Here is an 18,331-nt window from a genome sequence, read left to right on the forward strand (position 1 = left end):
TGGCACACAAGTATTATCCGGACGATATTCCACGTTCGGTATGGGGTGGATCAGCGCGGAGCCGCCACCGAGGCCGTGACCGTGAACTTCGGGGTCCGCAGGACCTGCCGCGTCGGCCCGACCAGACGCTCCAGCACCGGCCGGTAGCGCAGGTGGCCGTTCCAGACGCACCACAGTTCACCGCCGGCCTGGAGGATCGTGGCCGCGTTCCGGAACATCGCCTCGGCCGCGTCGGTGGTCACCGTGGTGTCCGCGTGGAACGGCGGGTTGCACAGCACCAGCTGGGCAGACCCGGCATCGAGCTCGTCGCCGGCGTCGGTGCGCAGTGCCGTCACCCGGTCGCCCACACTGTTCGCCTCCGCCGTCGCCCGCGTCGATGCCACGGCGATCCGCGACACGTCGGTCGCGACGACCTTGACGTTTGGCCGACGCAGCGCGATCGCCGCTGCGATCACGCCGTTGCCGGACCCGAGGTCGACGACGGTCCGGGCAGTCGGCACCGCAGCGTCCATCGCCTCGAGCAACACCCGGGTGCCCTGGTCGAGCGAGGTCCCCGCGAACACCCCACCGTGCGCGACGAGCGTCATGCCGAGGTCGTCGACGTGCACCGAGCGTGGCCACGGATTGGTCGCGGCCGCGCGGTTCGCCTGCGCGCGCAGGGGGTCCTGTGCGATGAGCAGCCGCGACTTCCCTCGCCCGCGCGACGCCGTGACCTCGCCGAACGAGCGGCGCAGGACGTCGTTCTGCGACAGGTTCATGTACTTGACGTTGCCGCCGCACAGCAGCACGACGTCGGGAGCGGCGAACCGCGCGACCGCACGGGCGATCTCGTCGAGCCGGTCGTGGGACTTCGACAGCCGCAGCACGACGAGCCGGACGTTCCGGAAGGCGTCCTCGAGCGAGTCCGGGTGGTGGAAGCCGCGCAGCCCGAACGTGCCGGCGTTGGCCTCGAGCGCGCGCTCCCCCACGAGCGAGTCCTGCACGACCCGGATGTCCGAGGCGCCGTACTGCGTGATGAGTCCGAGCGTCAGGACCCCGAGGCGATCATCGACGACCGCGACCTGACCGGGCTGGCGGAGCGCGTCCCCGTGCACGTGCGGTGCCTCGTCGATGAGGAACCGGTCCGTGCCGTCGATCGCGATGAGGTCCGGCGCGGATTCGTCGCGGCGGCGGAAGAGGTCGGCGAAGTCTGGCACCGCGTCAGCGTACCCGGACGGTCGACGTGCCCCTTTCATGGCATCGCACCCATGATGTCCACACTCGGGAAATATGACATATGAGTATCCTCAGAATCCCCCATCAAAGGAGCCCTCCATGGCACCCTCTCCGTTCCGGAGCGCCGCAGTCGTCTGCGGCATCGTCACCGCATCCCTCGGCGTCGGCCTGCTGACGCCCGTCACCGCGACCGCCGCGACCGCATCCGCGAGCCCGTCACCGACAGCCAGCGCGCCCGCAGGCGACGCGTCGACCAACGAGTACCCCGAGTTCGTGGACATCCCGATCGACGCATCCCTCACCCAGATCGAGTTGCTCCAGGACTGGAGCATGCCCTACGCCGCCCGGGTCTTCGCCGGGTACTCCAACGGCGACGACATCTGGCTCATGCTGGGCGATACTGTGGTGGACCGGTCGAACTGGGGTGCTGCGTTCTTCATCTCGGTCCCGGACGCCCTGAAGGACCAGAACCTCGAGATCGTCCGCATCCACACCGCCGAGGACGGCACCCGGACGCGCAGCGACCGCATGCCGATGCCCCGCGGGATCACCGTCGATGGGCTCCAGCGGAAGAACCACTTCGATCCTGGCGTGACGCAGCTCGCGGGCAGCGCAACCGCGGGTGCCACGGTCGTCGCGACCGACAGCGAGTCCGGCGACGAACTGTTCACGACCAAGGTCAGCACCACCCGTTCCGGCACCGGCACGTGGAGCGCCGACGCGGAACTCAGCGACCGCGAGCACAAGATCACGCTCACCCAGACGACCCCCGAGGGCCGCACCAACGAACTCCGCGACATCCGCTTCACCCCGGGCGAAGCCGACGCCCCGGACGCACCCACGCTCCAGACCGCTGAGCGTCGTCTCGACGGGGACTTCGTCCTGTCCGGCCAGTTCGACGCCGCCACGGACTCGATCATCGTCGAGGACGAAGCCGGCGAGAAGATCGTGACCGCCGCGCTCACCTCCAACGGCTACGTCGCGAACATCCCGCAGGACCGCCTCGGGACGACCGTCCACGTCGTCGCCCTGTCCGACAACGGCACCCCGTCCCTCCGCACCGCGGCCCCCCTCGAGCAGGTGGACACCGACGCGTCGATCGCCGCCCCCACGCTCCGTGACGTCAAGGTCTACCCCGACGGCCGTGTTCAGGTCATCGGCGAGCGAGAGGACTCTGCCGGGGTCTGGATCCTCGACGGTGACCGCGTGGTCAGGGGAATCGAGCGTCAGGAGGGATGGAGCTACACGATCCCCGCAGCTGAGACCGACAAGCAGCTCGACATCGTGAACCTCAGCATGGAGGGTCGGCGATTCGACGCCGTCTCCGAGCGGGTGCACCTGCCGCGCCTGCTGCAGGTCGAAGACCTCGCCACAGAGAACACCTACCAGCCCGGCACCCGCGCGTTCACCGGCACCGCCGAAGCCGGCGCGACCATCACCGCCACCGACCAGGACGGCAACGAACTCTTCGAGACCAAGGCCACCAGCACCCGCTCCGGCACCGGCACCTGGAACGCCGACGCCGACCTCACCGCCACCACCGGCTACAAGGTCACCTTCACCCAGACCACCACCGACGGCCGCACCTCCGTCATGCCCGACATCGCCTTCACCGCCGACGCACCAGCCCCCGCCGACCTCACCGTCACCTCCCACACCGCCGACGGCACGTTCACCCCCGGCCCCCAGGTCTTCGAAGGCACCGCCACCCCCGGCGCCACCATCACCATGAACCCCTTCGGATTCGTCGACCGCTACGCCGACTACGAACTCACCACCACCGCCGACACCACCACCGGCAAGTGGCAGATCGAACGCGGCCTCGCCGACACGCCCTACACGGCCGTCGCGTTCAAGCAGACCCCCCACGACGGCGTCGTCAACGAACTGCGCAACTTCGCCCTCCACCCCGAACAGATCGTCGAAACCGGAGCAGACCTCGTCCTCACCACACCCGGCACGACCTTCACCCCCGGCACCACCCAGACCTTCACCGGCACCGCCACCCCCGGCACCCTCATCACCCTCTACCCCTTCAGCGACGACCCGCGCTACACCAGCTACGCACTGACCACCACCGCCAACACCACCACCGGCGCCTGGACCATCACCCGCGCACTCGCCAACCAGCCCTACCCCGTCGTCATCACCCAGCAAGACGGCACCAACAAGATCAAGCGCATCACCCACACCATGCAACCCACCACCTGAACACCACACCACTGAACGACGAAGGACCCGGCTCTGGAGAAGAGCCGGGTCCTTCGTCTGTCGGAGCGTTCGGTCAGCGCGGGCCGCGGTACAGCACGATCTGGGTGTTCCGCTGCGGTCGCGCACCGGCCCGCAGCGACACCGCGGCTCCCGTGGTCGTCGCCGCGAACACACGTGCACCAGGCCGGTTGATGAGCTGGTCCGCCAACGCGGTCTCCAGCTCACGCACCCGATCACGCAGGTCCTTGTTCTCGTTCTCCAGTTCGAGCACCCGCCGGATCCCCTCCAGGGACACCCCCTCGGAGCCGAGGCGCGCGATCTCGCGCAGCTGCGCGATGTCGCGCATCGAGTAGCGGCGGGATCCGCCGCGGGTGCGGCCGGGCACGACCAGGCCGAGCCGGTCGTACTGCCGCAGCGTCTGCGGGTGCATGTCGGACAGCTCCGCGGCGACCGCGATCGCGAAGACGGGCGAGTTCTCGTCCATGTCGGTCATGGCGTGTTCCTTCCGTCGTTCGCGTGGTGGTGAAAACCAGCCTGGAGGCCCGGTGCGGCTTCCTGACGGAGCCGCGCCGTTCCTCCAGGCTGGGTCTACTGCTGTTGTTGCGTGACGCTAGTCACGCGCCTTGGCGAGGAGGTCCTCCCGCGGGTTCTCGTCGGGCAGGACCTCCGCAAGCGCCTCGACGGCCTCGCGCTGCTTGTCCGACAGGTGTGACGGCACCGCGACCTGGACGGTCGCGAGCAGGTCGCCCGTGCCGTTCTTCGTCGCGACACCGCGCCCCTTGACGCGCAGGACGCGACCCGACGGCGTGCCGGGAGCGACCTTGAGCTTGACGGGCTCGCCGCCGAGTGTCGGCACCTGGATCGTGGCGCCGAGTGCCGCCTCCGGGAACGTCACGGGGACGTCCACGCGCAGGTTGAGTCCGTCGCGCTCGAAGACCGGGTGCTTCCGGACCGTGACGGCGACCACCAGGTCACCGGCCTCGCCGCCGTCGGGCGAGGGTTCGCCACGGCCGCGGAGCCGGATCTTCTGGCCGTCCGCGACCCCCGCGGGGATGCGGACGTTCACCGGGCGACCGTTGCCCTGCGACAGCTTGACGGTGTCGCCGGCGATCGCCGTGGTGAAGTCGAGCGTCGTCGCCGCCGTGACGTCGCGACCCTTCGTCGGTCCACCGAAGCCGCGGTAGCCGCCGGAGGTCTGGCCGAAGCCACCACCGCCGCCGAACATCCCGCCGAGGATGTCCTCGAAGCCGCTGGCACCGCCCGGACCTCCCTGGCCGAAGCGGACACGCTGTCCGCCACCGCCGGCACCCTGCTGCCCGAACATGCCGCCGAAGACGTCCTCGAAGCCACCGCCCTGGCCTCCGCCGCCCGCCGTGAAGCGGGCGCCGGAGCCCATGGCGCGGACCTGGTCGTACTCCTGGCGCTGCTCCTTGTCGGAGAGCACCGAGTAGGCCTCGCTGATCTCCTTGAAGCGGTTCTCCGCCGCGGCGTCACCCGGGTTGGAGTCCGGGTGGAACTGCCGGGCGAGCTTCCGGTAGGTCTTCTTCAGCTCGGCCTCCGACGCGTCCTTCGACACTCCGAGGACCTTGTAGAAGTCCTTGTCGAACCAGTCCTGACTGGCCACTGGTACCTACCTTCCGTTCCGGCTCAGGCCGGGACCGCCACCGCGACCTTGGCCGCACGGAGCACGCGCTCACCGAGCTTGTAGCCCGGCTCGACGACGTCCGCCACGGTCTGGCCGGTGGCACCCGGGGTCGGGAGCTGGACGATCGCCTCGTGGATGTTCGGGTCGAAGGCTTCACCCTTCTCGCCGATCTGCACGAGCTTGAACTTCTCGAAGCCCCCGCGGATCTTCTGACCGATGACCTGCATCGGGCCCTCGGCGAGGTCACCGTGGGCCTCGGCCCGGGTGAGGTCGTCGAGCGCCGGCAGCAGGGCCCGGACCACTTCGGCGATGGCGACCTCGCGGTTCGCTTCGCGGTCACGCTCGACGCGCTTCCGGAAGTTCACCAGCTCGGCCTGCGCACGGAGCATGTCCGCGCGCATCTCGGCGACGAGGTCGCGGTCCGCCGCGGACAGGTTGTCCTCGGCGATGCCACGAGCGGCGTCGTCGAGCAGGGCCTGGTCCTCCGGGGAGAGGTCGTTCGCCGCGTCCGCTGCCGGGCCGCCGGCGGCGGGGCCGTCGGTCGGTACTTCGACGTCGGGCCCCTCCGCCTCGATGAGGTCCTCGGGCTCGGCCGCGTTCGTGGCGTCGCCCTCGACCTGGGGCTCTTCCTCGTTGGGGACGTTGTCCTTGGGATCCGTCATCGTTACTTCTTGTCCTTGTCGTCCTCGTCGTCCACGACCTCGGCGTCGACGATGTCCTCGTCGTCCGCCGGCTGCTCGCCCGCGGGCTGCTCGCCACCGGCTGCGCCGGCCGCTGCGTCCTGCTGGGAGTAGATCGCCTGACCGAGCTTGCCCTGCGACTCGTTGAGCTTGTCGAAGGCGGTCTTCACGGCCTCGTCGTCCTCACCCGCGAGCGCGGACTTGAGCGCGTCGACGTCGGCCTGCACCTCGGACTTGACGTCCTCGGGGAGCTTGTCGTCGTTCTCCTTGATGAGCTTCTCGATCGAGTAGACGAGCTGCTCGGCCTGGTTGCGACGCTCGTTGGCCTCACGACGGGCCTTGTCCTCGGCCGCGTGCTCCTCGGCTTCGCGGACCATGCGCTCGATGTCCTCCTTCGGCAGCGACGAGCCGCCGGAGATGACCATCGACTGCTCCTTGCCGGTGCCCTTGTCCTTGGCGGACACGTGCACGATGCCGTTGGCGTCGATGTCGAAGGTGACCTCGACCTGCGGGACGCCACGGGGAGCCGGCGCGATGCCGGTGAGCTCGAACGTGCCGAGCGGCTTGTTGTCGCGGGTGAACTCACGCTCGCCCTGGAAGACCTGGATCGCGACCGACGGCTGGTTGTCGTCAGCGGTCGTGAAGGTCTCGCTCCGCTTGGTCGGGATCGCGGTGTTGCGGTCGATGAGCTTCGTCATCAGGCCGCCCTTGGTCTCGATGCCGAGCGACAGCGGGGTGACGTCGATGAGCAGGACGTCCTTGCGCTCGCCCTTCAGCACGCCGGCCTGCAGTGCGGCGCCGACGGCGACGACCTCGTCCGGGTTCACGCCCTGGTTCGGGGACTTGCCACCGGTGAGCTGCTTGACGACCTCGGCCACGGCGGGCATGCGGGTCGAGCCACCGACGAGCACCACGTGCGCGATGTCGTTGACCGAGACACCGGCTTCCTTGATGACGTCGTTGAACGGCTTCTTGGTGCGGTCGAGCAGGTCGGAGGTCATCTGCTCGAACTGTGCGCGCGAGATGGTCTCGTCGAGGTTGAGCGGGCCCTCGGCCGTGAGCGTCAGGTACGGGAGCTGGATGTTCGCCGACATCTGCGACGACAGTTCCTTCTTGGCCTGCTCAGCCGCTTCCTTCAGGCGCTGCTTGGCGATCTTGTCCGTGGACAGGTCGACGCCGTGCTCGTCCTTGAACTTCTTGACGAGGTAGTCGACGATGCGCTGGTCCCAGTCGTCGCCACCGAGGCGGTTGTCACCGGAGGTCGCGCGGACCTGGATGGTCGAGAAGTCGTCGTCCTTGCCCACCTCGAGCAGGGAGACGTCGAACGTGCCGCCACCGAGGTCGAAGACCAGGATGAGCTCGTCTTCCTTGCCCTTGTCGAGGCCGTAGGCCAGGGCAGCCGCGGTCGGCTCGTTGATGATGCGGAGGACGTTGAGGCCGGCGATCTCACCGGCGTCCTTCGTGGCCTGGCGCTCGGCGTCGTTGAAGTACGCCGGCACGGTGATGACCGCGTCCGTGACGTCTTCACCGAGGTACTGCTCGGCGTCGCGCTTGAGCTTGCCGAGGGTACGGGCCGAGATCTCCTGCGGCGTGTACTTCTTGCCGTCGATCTCGACGGTCCAGTCGGTGCCGACGTGACGCTTGACGCTCGCGATGGTGCGGTCGACGTTCGTCACGGCCTGACGCTTGGCGGTCTCGCCGACCAGGACCTCGCCGTCCTTCGTGAAGGCGACGATCGACGGCGTGGTGCGGAGACCCTCGGCGTTCGCGATGACGGTGGGCTCGCCACCCTCGAGAACGCTGACGACCGAGTTGGTGGTTCCGAGGTCGATGCCTACTGCACGTCCCATGTGTGGTGCTCCTTCTTGCTCGAGGTAAGTCGTTGGACTTGCGTCCGATGGACTCAACTCTACTCCTGACGGGAGGCGCGTCAACTCTGGGAGCAGAAACTTGCGCTGGTCACACTCAACTCTCAGCGGCCCATGAGGACTAATGGCGCTGGCCGAAGCTGATATTTTGCACTTGAATACTGCGCCGGCTTCCTCGGCATGGTCCCTCTCCCAACGGCCGCGCTCCACGGCCCGTACTGAAAGATGCACATGTCTCACAACAAGAGGGCAACGACTGCCCTCAAGTCCTTGGCTGCGGCCGGACTGGCCGCAACCACCATCCTTTCCAGCCTCTCCTTCGCCCCGGCGGCTTTCGCCGAATCGAATCCAGAACCGTCCCTTCAGCAGACGAAGAGCCCCATCGGAGTGAACGTGCAGGGCGCCCCATTGGATCCGACGTACTACGGCGCACGAAATGTGGACGACAACGGCGTCAACTTCTACGGCACTCCGCGATGCACCGGTGATTACCTCGGCTGTGGCATCATCGTTTCCCGGTCGCCGGGCGCGAATGCCACCCCGTTCGCCGGGGAAGGACGCTACAACTTCGTCGGCTGGGCGCGAGGCGAGACCCGGACCGTCTACATCCACTCCCAGGTTTGGACCAACGCGCCGGGACATTCGGGCGGCATCACGATCAATTCGCCGGGCGTCCCCGTCCAGGTCACTCGCCCTGCGCAGGCCACCTCCCCGCTGACCGCACAGGTGACGAAGGTGAACCACATCGCGAAGACCGCGATCATCTCGGGTACCGCAACGCCGAACGGTACGGTGACCATCGGCAGCAAGGTCGCCAACGTCAGCTCAAGCGGCGCCTGGTCGATGACCGTCGAGGGACTCGCCGTCGGAGCGAACTCCCTCACTGCGACCCAGCGGTTCAACAACGCACAGGTCGACCAAACGGTGATCCCGATCACGATCATCGAAGGCGGCACGCTCGTCGGTGTCGATCAGGGCCCGGTCGAACTCGAGCGCGGCGAGAGCACCCAGGTGCCGTTCGTCGTCGAGAACCGCGAACCCCGCACGGACGCCAAGGGCACGGTCGTGCTCACCGCTCCCGACGGGGCGACCTTCTCCGAGCAGGACACGGTCCAGGGCTCGTGGCGCCGGGTCGGCAACACCGCCTGGAACGCCTCCACGTCGATCCCGCTCACCGAAGGCCGCCTGTCGAACGACAACACGACCGTGACGTTCGACGCGGACTGGGCCAGCGAGCGTCCGGCCGACCAGCAGTACCGCTTCATGGTCGGCGTCACCGCCGGTGACGAGACCCCCGAGGGCTCGAGCGCCATGGAGTTCGACTTCGGCGGCACGAGCAGCACGGGCGACTTCCGGGCACAGGGCAAGACCACCACCACCGTCGCCGACAGCGAGAACGTCGCAGCCCCGACGGGTGTGGTGGAGTTCTCGGACAACGTCACCGAGAAGGCGTCCGTGTCGGGTACGGGTGCCGAGGGTGCCACGATCGACCTGTTCAACGGGTCCACCAAGATCGGCACGGCGACCGTCGAGAACGGCGAGTGGTCGACCACGATCGACCCGATCGGTGCCGGCACGCACACCATCCGCGTGCAGCAGACCCTCGGCGACGACGTGCAGAACGTCAACGTCGAGGCGGACTACCGTCAGGCTGCGGAGTTCACCACCGCCGACAACGTGCAGTTCACCGGCGGCACGCTGTCCGTCTCGGGGAAGTCCTCCCAGGGCGCGACTGTGAAGATCACCACCGGCGGCAAGCAGGTGGACGAGTTCACCGTGACCGCTGCTGACGGCACGTTCACCCGTGAGCTCGAGGGTGTCGGTTCCGGACCCATCGTCCTGACGATGACCGCCGCGTCCCGTGGTGGTCTCGAGACCTCCGACACGCTGCGGGCGGAGTCCCCGGTCAAGGTCGAAGACCTGACGGTCGTCTCGCACGTCCGCGGTGGCACCTTCGTTCCCGGCACGCAGGCCTTCACCGGTCAGGGCACCGCTGGCACCACGGTCACGCTGAACCCGTTCGGCTTCGACCCGCGGTACGCCGCGTACGACGTCACCACCACGGTGAACCAGTTCGGCGAGTGGAGCATCAACCGCGGCCTGTCCGACACCCCGTACCCGCTGATCTCGTTCAAGCAGACCCCGCAGAGCGGCGTCGTGAACCAGCTGACGAACTACGACCTCAAGCCCTTCAAGGAAATCGGCGAGCCGGGGGATCTGATGATCACCAACTTCAAGGCCGGCGACTTCTTCAACCCCGGCAACCAGGTCTTCACCGGCATCGCGACCCCCGGCGCGACCGTCACGCTGAACCCGTTCGGCTTCGCACCGCAGTACGCGCAGTACAACCTCACCACCAGCGCCGACACGACCACCGGCAAGTGGGAGATCCGTCGGAGCCTTGGGAACACCGTGTACCGCGAGTTCGCGGTCAAGCAGGACCCCGAGGCCGAGGGCAAGGTCAACAAGATCGAGAAGATCACCATCGCGGCCACGGGCTGGGTGGGCTCGCCCGCCGACCTCACCCTCGCGACCACCGAGCCCACGTTCACGCCCGGCATGGTCACCTTCTCCGGCACCGCGACCCCGGGCACCGTCGTGACGATGTACCCGTTCGGTGACGACCGCTACGCCGACATCACCACCACCACGGTGACGAACGCCGTCGGCAACTGGGAGATCAAGCGAAACATGGGCAACCAGGCGTTCCCGGCCGTCTTCACCCAGACCGACGCCGGCGACAAGGTCGACCGCATCGAGCACCGCATCACCCCGGCGAGCTAGCCGGTACCTCGGCCGGCCGTTCCGGCACGGTGGCGGCGAGCATCACGCTCGCCGCCACCGCTCCCCTGCTCTTCCCGACTTCCCCAAGAAGGAGACCTCGTGCGATCCCGCATCATCACCGTCGTCCTCGCCGTCGGCGTCAGCGCGGCGCTGCTCACCGGCTGCTCGAGCACGCCCGACAAGTCCGACAAGCCGGAACCGACCGCGACCAAGTCCGTCGCCGCTCCGGACCGCGAGACGCCGGCCCCGTACGACAACGCGTGCGACGGCAACCAGGCCGTGCTCAGCGGCGACGGCGGGCAGCACGAGCTGCCGAAGGGCTGTGACGCGGTGTCCGTCGTCAGTTCGGGCAGCGAGATCACCCTCGGCGACACCGAGTCGATCGTCGTCGAGGGGAGCAACAACGACATCACCGTCTCCTCCACGAAGAACCTGCTGCTCCTCGGCACCAACAACAAGGTCCACGTCGAGGGCGAGGCGCCCGAGGTCGACGACCAGGGCACCGGCAACACCGTCGACTGACCCACTTCCCACCATCTCCACATCCGAAGGCCGTCCCGTTCCGGGGCGGCCTTCGTTTGGTATTCCGGGTTTACATATCACGTGATAGACTTCAGATACCGAACAGACAGGGACACGAAATGGACCTCCCCGACCTCCTGCACTCGCTCCGCCGCCGCTGGCCGATCGTGCTCGCGGGGACCGCGCTCGGCACCGCCGCAGCCTGCACGCAGCTCGCCCTGGCGACACCGACCTACGACGCCACCGCGAAGCTCTACATCACGATCGCTGCGGCGGAGAACGGTTCCGCCACCGACCTGGTGCAGGGCGGCAACGCCGCCGAACAGCGCGTGCGCTCCTACGTCGACATCGTCACGACACCCCGCGTGCTCGAACCGGCGATCGAGTCCCTCGGCCTGAAGACCTCCGCCGCCGACCTCGCCGAACACGTCCGAGCCGACTCCCCGAACGACACGGTGCTGCTCAACGTCACCGTGCGCGACACGTCCCCCGAGCGTGCAGCAGCGATCGCCAACGCCATCAGCACGAGCTTCACGACACTGGTCAGCGACGACCTCGAAGTCGGCAAGCCGGACGCGGTGAGCCCGGTGTCCGTCCGCACCGTCCAGCCGGCCGTTGCTCCGGAGGACGCTGCCACCCCGCAGCCCGCGAAGAGCGGTCTGCTCGGCTTCGGCGGCGGTCTCGCGCTCGGGCTCCTCGCGGCGGTCCTCCGCGACCTGCTCGACACCCGGATCCGCGGCCGCGCCGAGGTCGAGTCAGTGACCGACCGCCCGATCCTCGGGGTCGTCCCGAAGAGCAAGTCCGTGCAGCACACCCCCGTGTACATCCAGGGTGACCGTCGCGGCCACCTCGCCGAGGCCTTCCGGTCCCTCCGTACCAACATGCGCTTCGTCGAACAGCGGGGCGCCGAACAGGTCTTCGTCGTGACGTCGGCGAACGCCAGCGAGGGCAAGACCACCACGGCCCTCAACCTGGCGGCGGCCCTGATCGAGGGCGGTTCCCGCGTCACGGTCGTCGACTGCGACCTCCGACGCCCGGCAGTGGCAGGCCGCCTCGACCTCGAGAACGCCGCCGGCCTGACCGACGTCCTGACCGGACGCGCCGAGCTCGAGGACGTCCTCCAGCAGTGGGGGACGACCGGTTCCGTGCTGCCCGCGGGCCCGACCCCGCCGAACCCGGGCGACCTGCTGGCCTCGCCGGCGATGGCGGAAGTGCTCCGCATCCTGTCCGTCAGCAACGACTACGTCATCCTCGACACCCCGCCGCTGCTCCCGGTGACGGACGCGGCGATCCTCGCGAGTTCGACGGCCGGCGCACTGCTCGTGACGGCAGCCGGCAAGTCCCACACGCACGACCTCCGCGACGCGCTCGAGGTCCTCGACCGCGTCGGCGCCCGCACGATCGGCATCACCGTGTCGATGGTCAAACCGCCCCGACGCCGCGACCGCTACGAGTACCTGCACACGACCGACGAGCTGACCGGGCGACCGGGCATCGGACGGGGCGTGCGCGCAGCAGACTGACCCACCGCCCACCGGGACGCTGACGGCGGACCCGCACCGCGCCTCCAGACAGGCACGCACCCCAGACGAACGCACCGCACCGCACCGCACCAAGCAGAGGAACAGGCCCATACCATGACCCACACCGACTCCCTCATCGGATCCCGCGTCCTCGTGACCGGCGGGACCGGCTCCTTCGGGAAGACCGTCACCAAGCGCCTGCTGGCACGCGGCGTCGGCGAGGTCCGCATCCTCAGCCGGGACGAAGCGAAGCAGGACCAGATGCGGCACGAGATCGGCGACGCACGCGCCCGGTTCTACCTCGGCGACGTCCGCGAGCCGGAGAGCGTCGGTCGAGCCATGCGCGGCGTCGACCACGTCTTCCACGCGGCGGCGCTGAAGCAGGTGCCGTCCTGCGAGTTCTTCCCGCTCGAAGCGGTCCGGACGAACGTGCTCGGCAGCCAGAACGTCGTGGCAGCGGCCGTCGCCGCCGAGGTCAAGTCGGTCGTGTGCCTCAGCACCGACAAGGCTGTCTACCCGGTCAACGCGATGGGCATCAGCAAGGCGCTCATGGAGAAGGTCGCACTGTCCTACGGACTCAACAACCCGGACGCGGGCACGATCGTCTCCTGCGTGCGCTACGGCAACGTCATGTACTCGCGAGGCTCCGTGATCCCGCTGTTCGTCGACCAGATCCGCAAGGGGATCCCGCTCACGATCACCAACCCGGAGATGACACGCTTCATGATGTCGCTCGACGACTCCGTCGACCTGGTCGAGCACGCGTTCGTCAACGCCAACCAGGGCGACCTCTTCGTGAAGAAGGCCGCGTCCTGCACGATCGGCGACCTGGCCCGTGCGCTCGCGAACCTGTTCGACGTCCGCGGGGAGCCGTTCCGCGTGATCGGGACCCGGCACGCCGAGAAGCTGTCCGAGGCGCTCGCCAGCCGCGAAGAACTGTCCCGCGCCGAGGACATGGGCGGCTACTTCCGCATCCCGGCAGATGTCCGCGACCTCAACTACGCCGCGTACATGGAAGAGGGCGACCCTGCGCAGACCGAGCGGATCGCCTACGACTCGCACACCGTCGAGCGGCTCGACGTCGCCGGGGTCGAAGCGCTCCTGCTCAGCCTGCCCGAGTTCCGCGCGGAGCTCGAGCGCGCCGGTCGTCGGACCGGACTGGTCGCCGCGTGACCCAGGTCATCAGCGGCCGCGCCGGGCTGGTCGGCTGGCACCTGCGCGCCGTCCTCCACAGCACCGGTGCGACCTGGCACGACGTCGACCTCCGCCAGCCGGACGTGCAGCTCGGCGAGGTCGACTCCATCGACCGGGCCGTTCACGTCGCCGGGATCACCCGGGGGACGACCGAGGACCTGCACGAAGGCAACATCGCGCTCGCCCGACGCTTCGTCGACGCGATCGACGCCACCGGTGCCGTACCCAGGCGCGTCGTGCACGCGGGATCCGTACAGGCCTTCCGCGACACGCCCTACGGGCTCGGCAAGGCCGGCGCTTCCGCGGTCCTCGCCGACGCGGCCGAGCGCTGGGGGGCGGAGTTCCTCGACCTCCCGATCGAGAACGTCTTCGGTGAACACGGTGCCCCGGACCACAACACGGTCACTGCCACCTTCTGCCACCGGCGAGCGCGTGGCCTGCCGATCCCCGTCGACTCCGACGCCGAGCGCGTCTTCGTCCACGCGCAGCACGTCGCGGACGCCCTGCTCGGGACGATCTCCCCCGCACGGCTCGCCGAGCTCGGGACGGTCATGACGATCCCGGCCCTCGCAGCCCGGCTGGACGAACTCGCCGCGGTGTACGACCTCGGAGAGGTCCCCGACCTCAGCAGTCCGTTCGACCGCGACCTGTTCAACACCTACCGAGCCGCCGTCTTCGACGTCCGACCGGTCCACCCGCTGCACGCGGCGCAGGACCACCGCGGCGCGTTCACCGAACTCGTCCGGGTCCACGGTGGGACCGGCCAGACCGGCATCTCGACGACCAAGCCAGGGGTCACGCGCGGGGACCACTTCCACCGGCGGAAGGTCGAGCGCTTCGTCGTCGTCGCGGGCCGTGCCCGGATCACGGTCAGGCGCGTGCTCACCGACGACCGTCGGCACTTCGACGTCGACGGGGACCACCCGGTCGCGATCGACATGCCCACGCTCTGGAGCCACGCCATCACCAACACCGGCGACGAGCCGCTCGTCACCGCCTTCTGGACCAACGACCTGTTCGACCCGACCGCCCCCGACACCCACCAGGACCGCGCATGAACGCCCCCGCAGCAGACGCCCGCCGAACCAAGGTGCTGACCGTGGTCGGGACCAGGCCGGAGATCATCCGTCTGTCCTCCGTCATCCACCTGCTCGACGCCACCTGTGACCACGTCCTCGTGCACACCGGGCAGAACCACGACCGGCAGCTCAGCGACGTCTTCTTCGAGGACCTCGGACTCCGCCGCCCCGACCACCACCTCGACGTCGACACGTCGTCGCTCGGCTCCGTCCTCGGCGGCATCCTGATGCGTGTCGAGCGCGTCCTCCGCGACGAACGCCCGGATGCCGTCCTGGTCCTCGGCGACACGAACAGCGCCATCGCCGCCCTCATCGCGAAGCGGATGCGCATCCCGGTGTTCCACATGGAGGCCGGCAACCGGTCGTTCGACGAGAACATCCCGGAAGAGACGAACCGCCGGATGGTCGACCACCTGGCCGACTACAACCTCGTCTACACGGAACACGCCCGCCGCAACCTGCTCGCCGAGGGCATCCACCCGTCTCGGATCCTGCTCACGGGCTCGCCGCTGCGCGAGGTCCTCGGCGAACACGCCGATGCGATCATCGCGAGCGACGTCCTCAGCCGGCTCGGTCTCGCCGCGGACGGCTACGTGCTCGTGAGCGCGCACCGCGAAGAGAACGTCGACGAGCCGGACCGCCTGATGGCGCTGCTCACCGCCGTCCAGGCGGTCGGCGACGCCCACGACCTCCCCGTGCTCGTGTCGACCCACCCACGGACGCGTCGATCGCTGAACGGGCTCGACGAGTCGGCGTGGCCCCGCCTCCGGTTCCACGAGCCCTTCGGATTCCACGACTACAACGCACTCCAGCGGTCCGCGTTCGTCGTCCTCTCCGACTCGGGCACGATCAGCGAGGAGTCCGTCATGCTCGGCTTCCCCGCGGTCACACTGCGCGACCGCATCGAGCGCCCCGAAGCCCTCGATGCCGGCTCGATGATCACCGCCGGCGTGCAGACGGCGCCGGTGCTCGAAGCGGTCGCCTTCGCCCGGCGCGTCGCCGAGACGACGGACCGGACGGGAGGCCCGGCGGACTACGCCATCACCGACACGGCCCGGCGTGTGGTCGCGTTCATCCTGGGGACGGCGCACACGCACCACGCGACGTTGGGTATCCGGAGGCGGCCGTGACGGCGCAGCCGCCATCGCTGGCGCTCCGGCTGTTCCGCCGCTTCCCGACGACGACGCTGGTCATGGCGCCGTACGTCCTGCTGTACCTGCCGCTCGCGATCTGGAACGACAACCCGGGGACCGACTTCATCATCTACACCGGTGGGCTCGCGGTCGGCGCCGCCTTCGTGGTCGAGTTCTCGTTCGCACTCGTCGTCCTCAGTGAGCGACGAAGCCGGCGCGCTCCCGGTGCGCCCGCCACCACCTCGACGACCTCGATCTGGCACGGGGACCGTGTAGGCGTCGTGGCGCGTGCGGTGTCCGTCGTCTCGATCGTCACGAACCTCGCCTTCGTGACCCTCGGCGGAACCACGCTGACGTCGCAGGTGGCCGGAGTCGTCCCGAGCGGTGTCCTGACACTCCTGAGCCCGTTCGTCTCATGGGGGTGGGTCGCACTGGCCCTGCTCTTCTCCGCACACGCCCTCGGCGGGATCGACCGATGGACCCTCGTCCGGTGGCTGGTGGCGCTCGTCGCGACGCAGGCCGCCGTCGCGTACGTGACGAACATCACCGCCCGGACCCTGGTGTTCCTGGTCACGCTCGCCGCCGTCGCCCTCCTGACCCGACTGCTCCCGCGGAGTTGGATCCTCGGTGGCGTGGCCGCGGTCGCGGTCGTCTGGCCGACCGTCTACCAGATCCGCAACACGCTCCGCCAGGCGAACGGCATCGCGGTGGCCGAGGACGTGTCGGCGACGGACCGGCTCCGGTTCGACGAGCAGATCGTCAAGGCGGAGCAGTACGGTCCCGGGCACGACCTGGGGCAACCCGACCTGTTCTCCGCACTCCGGTACGGACTGGTGCCCCGCTTCCTCGACCCTGGCCGTCCCGCCGTCTCGTCCGGCAACCTCGTCAACGAGTTCCTCGGCGGCGCATCGTTCTCCTCGTGGACCTTCATGTCGGTGGCCACGTCGTGGTTCTTCTGGGGCACGATCGTCGTCGTCCTGATCTACGCGGTGCACGCCGTCGTCATCCTCGGCCTCCGCCCGTGGAACGACATCGCCCGACGCCCCGCGGCGTTGATCATCCTCACGCTGATCATCGGCGGCCCGTTGTCCTGGGTCGCCACCCCGCCGGACGTCTTCATCATGTTCCTGCAGACGACCGTGTCCGCGATCCCGGTGTTCCTCGTCCTCCGCCTGTGGGCCCGGTCGAGCCGCGAACCGCGCACCGCGCGAGTCGGGAAGCTGCTCCGGGATGCCCCACGACCGGTGCCGCAGGGATCGGCCTGATGGCCGCGAAGCGCGCTCCGGTCCGACTGTTCCGCGCTCGAGCGTCGGCAGCACTGATCGTGAGCTGCTGTTCGAGTGCGTCCGGCATGCTCGTCGCCGTCGCCGTCGCGCGGTCCTCGACGGTCGCCGAGACGGGCCGCTACGGCGTCGCGGTCGCAGCGGTGCTGCTCGTGACGGCGCTCGCGCGGTCCGCCGTCGCAGATCCCCTGACGGCGACCTCGGGCGCCACCGGCGTCCTGCGTCGGACCGGGCGGGCGTCGGTGATCGGCCTCGGCGGTGCGGTGCTCCTCGGCATCGCTGCGATCCTGCTCCGCTCCGAGTACCTCGCCATCGGTGCCCTCGCGATCCACGGACTGGCCGTGCGCGACACCGTTCGCGCGGTCCTGCTGGCACGGGGAACCGCCTCCGTCGCGGTCGTCGCGGAACTCGTCGGCCTGGGATCGACGACGATCGCGTTCGGCGGGACGCTGCTCGGGGTGTGGGACAGCGTGACGGCGTTCGCGGTCTGGGCGGGCACCGGCGCCCTGCTCGGGTACGCCGTCTCGACCGTCACGAAGTCGACGCTCCGGCCGCGGTGGCACGACACACCGGTCCCGACCCCGCGGAGTCTCGCCTTCGGGGGCGACACCATGATCGGCAGTGGTGTCGTCCAGGTCGTCACCTGGATCGCCACCGTGATCGGCGGGCTCCCCGTCGCGGCGGCGCTGCGCGGTGCCGGCACGCTCGCCGGCCCCGTCACCGTGGGGCTGACCGCGGCTCGTGCGGTCCTCATCCCCCACGCGGTCCGCCGCCTCGACGGCGGCGGCGGCATCCGCGGGTTGCTCGGCGACACGACGAAGCTCTGTGCCGTCGCAGCACCGGCCCTCGTGCTGCTCGCCGTGGTCCCCGAACGACTCGGTGTCGCCCTGCTCGGCGCCACGTGGCCGCTCGTCGCCCCGATCCTCGTCTGGACGGCGATCGAGCTCTTCGCGCAGCTCGTGGCCGCGGTGCCGGAGTCCGCGCACCGTGCACTCGGCGCCGGTCGCAGGATCCTCGCCCTGCGGTGCACCACCGCGTTCGTCCGGATCCCGCTCGTCCTGCTCGTCGCGCCGTCGGGTGTCGGCGCCGTCGTCGTCGCCGCCGCTGCGGTCACGGCCGGCAGCGCGGTCATCTGGTGGATCAGCCTCGCCACACTCGCGCCGCGCCCCGTTCTGCTCCCGACCTCCGACTGAA

Annotated in this window: 14 protein-coding genes; 9 read left to right on the forward strand and 5 right to left on the reverse strand. The window is 69.2% G+C overall.

Annotated elements, in window-relative coordinates; all coding sequences use genetic code 11:
• Window positions 1-50: 50 nt before the first annotated feature.
• On the reverse strand, window positions 51-1,196 hold the full coding sequence (locus tag EDF63_RS01220) for a class I SAM-dependent methyltransferase (protein ID WP_260232919.1): 1,146 nt from the start codon (window positions 1,194-1,196) through the stop codon (window positions 51-53).
• A gap of 118 nt (window positions 1,197-1,314) precedes the next feature.
• On the opposite strand from EDF63_RS01220, the gene EDF63_RS18530 reads away from it, so the two are divergent.
• The gene (locus EDF63_RS18530) at window positions 1,315-3,426 is read left to right on the forward strand and encodes a hypothetical protein (protein ID WP_185021234.1); all 2,112 of its coding nucleotides are present in this window, start codon (window positions 1,315-1,317) and stop codon (window positions 3,424-3,426) included.
• Between the two features lie 73 nt (window positions 3,427-3,499).
• Here the strand turns inward: EDF63_RS18530 and EDF63_RS01230 are convergent, their stop codons facing one another.
• The 4 genes from EDF63_RS01230 to dnaK form a co-directional block, all read right to left on the reverse strand.
• A complete protein-coding gene (locus tag EDF63_RS01230; RefSeq protein WP_123312152.1) occupies window positions 3,500-3,910 on the reverse strand; it encodes a heat shock protein transcriptional repressor HspR in 411 nt (136 codons plus the stop codon).
• A 126-nt stretch (window positions 3,911-4,036) separates the two neighbouring features.
• A complete protein-coding gene (locus tag EDF63_RS01235) occupies window positions 4,037-5,050 on the reverse strand; it encodes a DnaJ C-terminal domain-containing protein (protein ID WP_123310490.1) in 1,014 nt (337 codons plus the stop codon).
• Between the two features lie 23 nt (window positions 5,051-5,073).
• The gene (locus EDF63_RS01240) at window positions 5,074-5,733 is read right to left on the reverse strand and encodes a nucleotide exchange factor GrpE (protein WP_123310492.1); all 660 of its coding nucleotides are present in this window, start codon (window positions 5,731-5,733) and stop codon (window positions 5,074-5,076) included.
• 2 nt (window positions 5,734-5,735) lie between these two features.
• Window positions 5,736-7,601: a molecular chaperone DnaK gene (gene dnaK / locus EDF63_RS01245; protein WP_123310494.1), complete on the reverse strand. Its 1,866-nt coding sequence runs from the start codon at window positions 7,599-7,601 to the stop codon at window positions 5,736-5,738.
• Between the two features lie 753 nt (window positions 7,602-8,354).
• Here dnaK and EDF63_RS01250 point away from each other — a divergent pair.
• The 8 genes from EDF63_RS01250 to EDF63_RS01285 all read left to right on the forward strand — a co-directional run bounded on the left by EDF63_RS01250 (window position 8,355) and on the right by EDF63_RS01285 (window position 18,330).
• Window positions 8,355-10,403 carry a hypothetical protein gene (locus EDF63_RS01250; RefSeq protein ID WP_148061690.1) on the forward strand — a complete coding sequence of 683 codons (2,049 nt, stop codon included), beginning with the start codon at window positions 8,355-8,357 and terminating at the stop codon, window positions 10,401-10,403.
• A gap of 99 nt (window positions 10,404-10,502) precedes the next feature.
• Window positions 10,503-10,925 carry a DUF3060 domain-containing protein gene (locus EDF63_RS01255; RefSeq protein ID WP_123310498.1) on the forward strand — a complete coding sequence of 141 codons (423 nt, stop codon included), beginning with the start codon at window positions 10,503-10,505 and terminating at the stop codon, window positions 10,923-10,925.
• A gap of 119 nt (window positions 10,926-11,044) precedes the next feature.
• A complete protein-coding gene (locus EDF63_RS01260) occupies window positions 11,045-12,448 on the forward strand; it encodes a polysaccharide biosynthesis tyrosine autokinase (protein WP_123310500.1) in 1,404 nt (467 codons plus the stop codon).
• Window positions 12,449-12,562: 114 nt separating this feature from the next.
• Window positions 12,563-13,621, forward strand: a complete 1,059-nt coding sequence (locus tag EDF63_RS01265) for an SDR family NAD(P)-dependent oxidoreductase (protein WP_123310502.1) — start codon at window positions 12,563-12,565, stop codon at window positions 13,619-13,621.
• Entirely contained in the window at window positions 13,618-14,700 is a 1,083-nt protein-coding gene (locus tag EDF63_RS01270) for an NAD-dependent epimerase/dehydratase family protein (protein WP_123310504.1), read from the forward strand. The genes EDF63_RS01265 and EDF63_RS01270 overlap by 4 nt, the downstream gene beginning before the upstream one ends.
• Window positions 14,697-15,851: a non-hydrolyzing UDP-N-acetylglucosamine 2-epimerase gene (gene wecB, locus EDF63_RS01275; RefSeq protein ID WP_123310506.1), complete on the forward strand. Its 1,155-nt coding sequence runs from the start codon at window positions 14,697-14,699 to the stop codon at window positions 15,849-15,851. Before EDF63_RS01270 ends, wecB begins: the two co-directional genes overlap by 4 nt.
• Complete coding sequence (locus EDF63_RS01280; RefSeq protein ID WP_123310508.1) at window positions 15,848-17,119, forward strand: hypothetical protein; 1,272 nt, start codon at window positions 15,848-15,850, stop codon at window positions 17,117-17,119. Before wecB ends, EDF63_RS01280 begins: the two co-directional genes overlap by 4 nt.
• Entirely contained in the window at window positions 17,119-18,330 is a 1,212-nt protein-coding gene (locus EDF63_RS01285; RefSeq protein WP_123310510.1) for a hypothetical protein, read from the forward strand. Before EDF63_RS01280 ends, EDF63_RS01285 begins: the two co-directional genes overlap by 1 nt.
• The last annotated feature ends 1 nt before the right edge of the window (window position 18,331 follow it).

The organism is Curtobacterium sp. JUb34 (assembly GCF_003755065.1).
In the GTDB taxonomy this organism is placed as follows: Bacteria; Actinomycetota; Actinomycetes; order Actinomycetales; family Microbacteriaceae; genus Curtobacterium.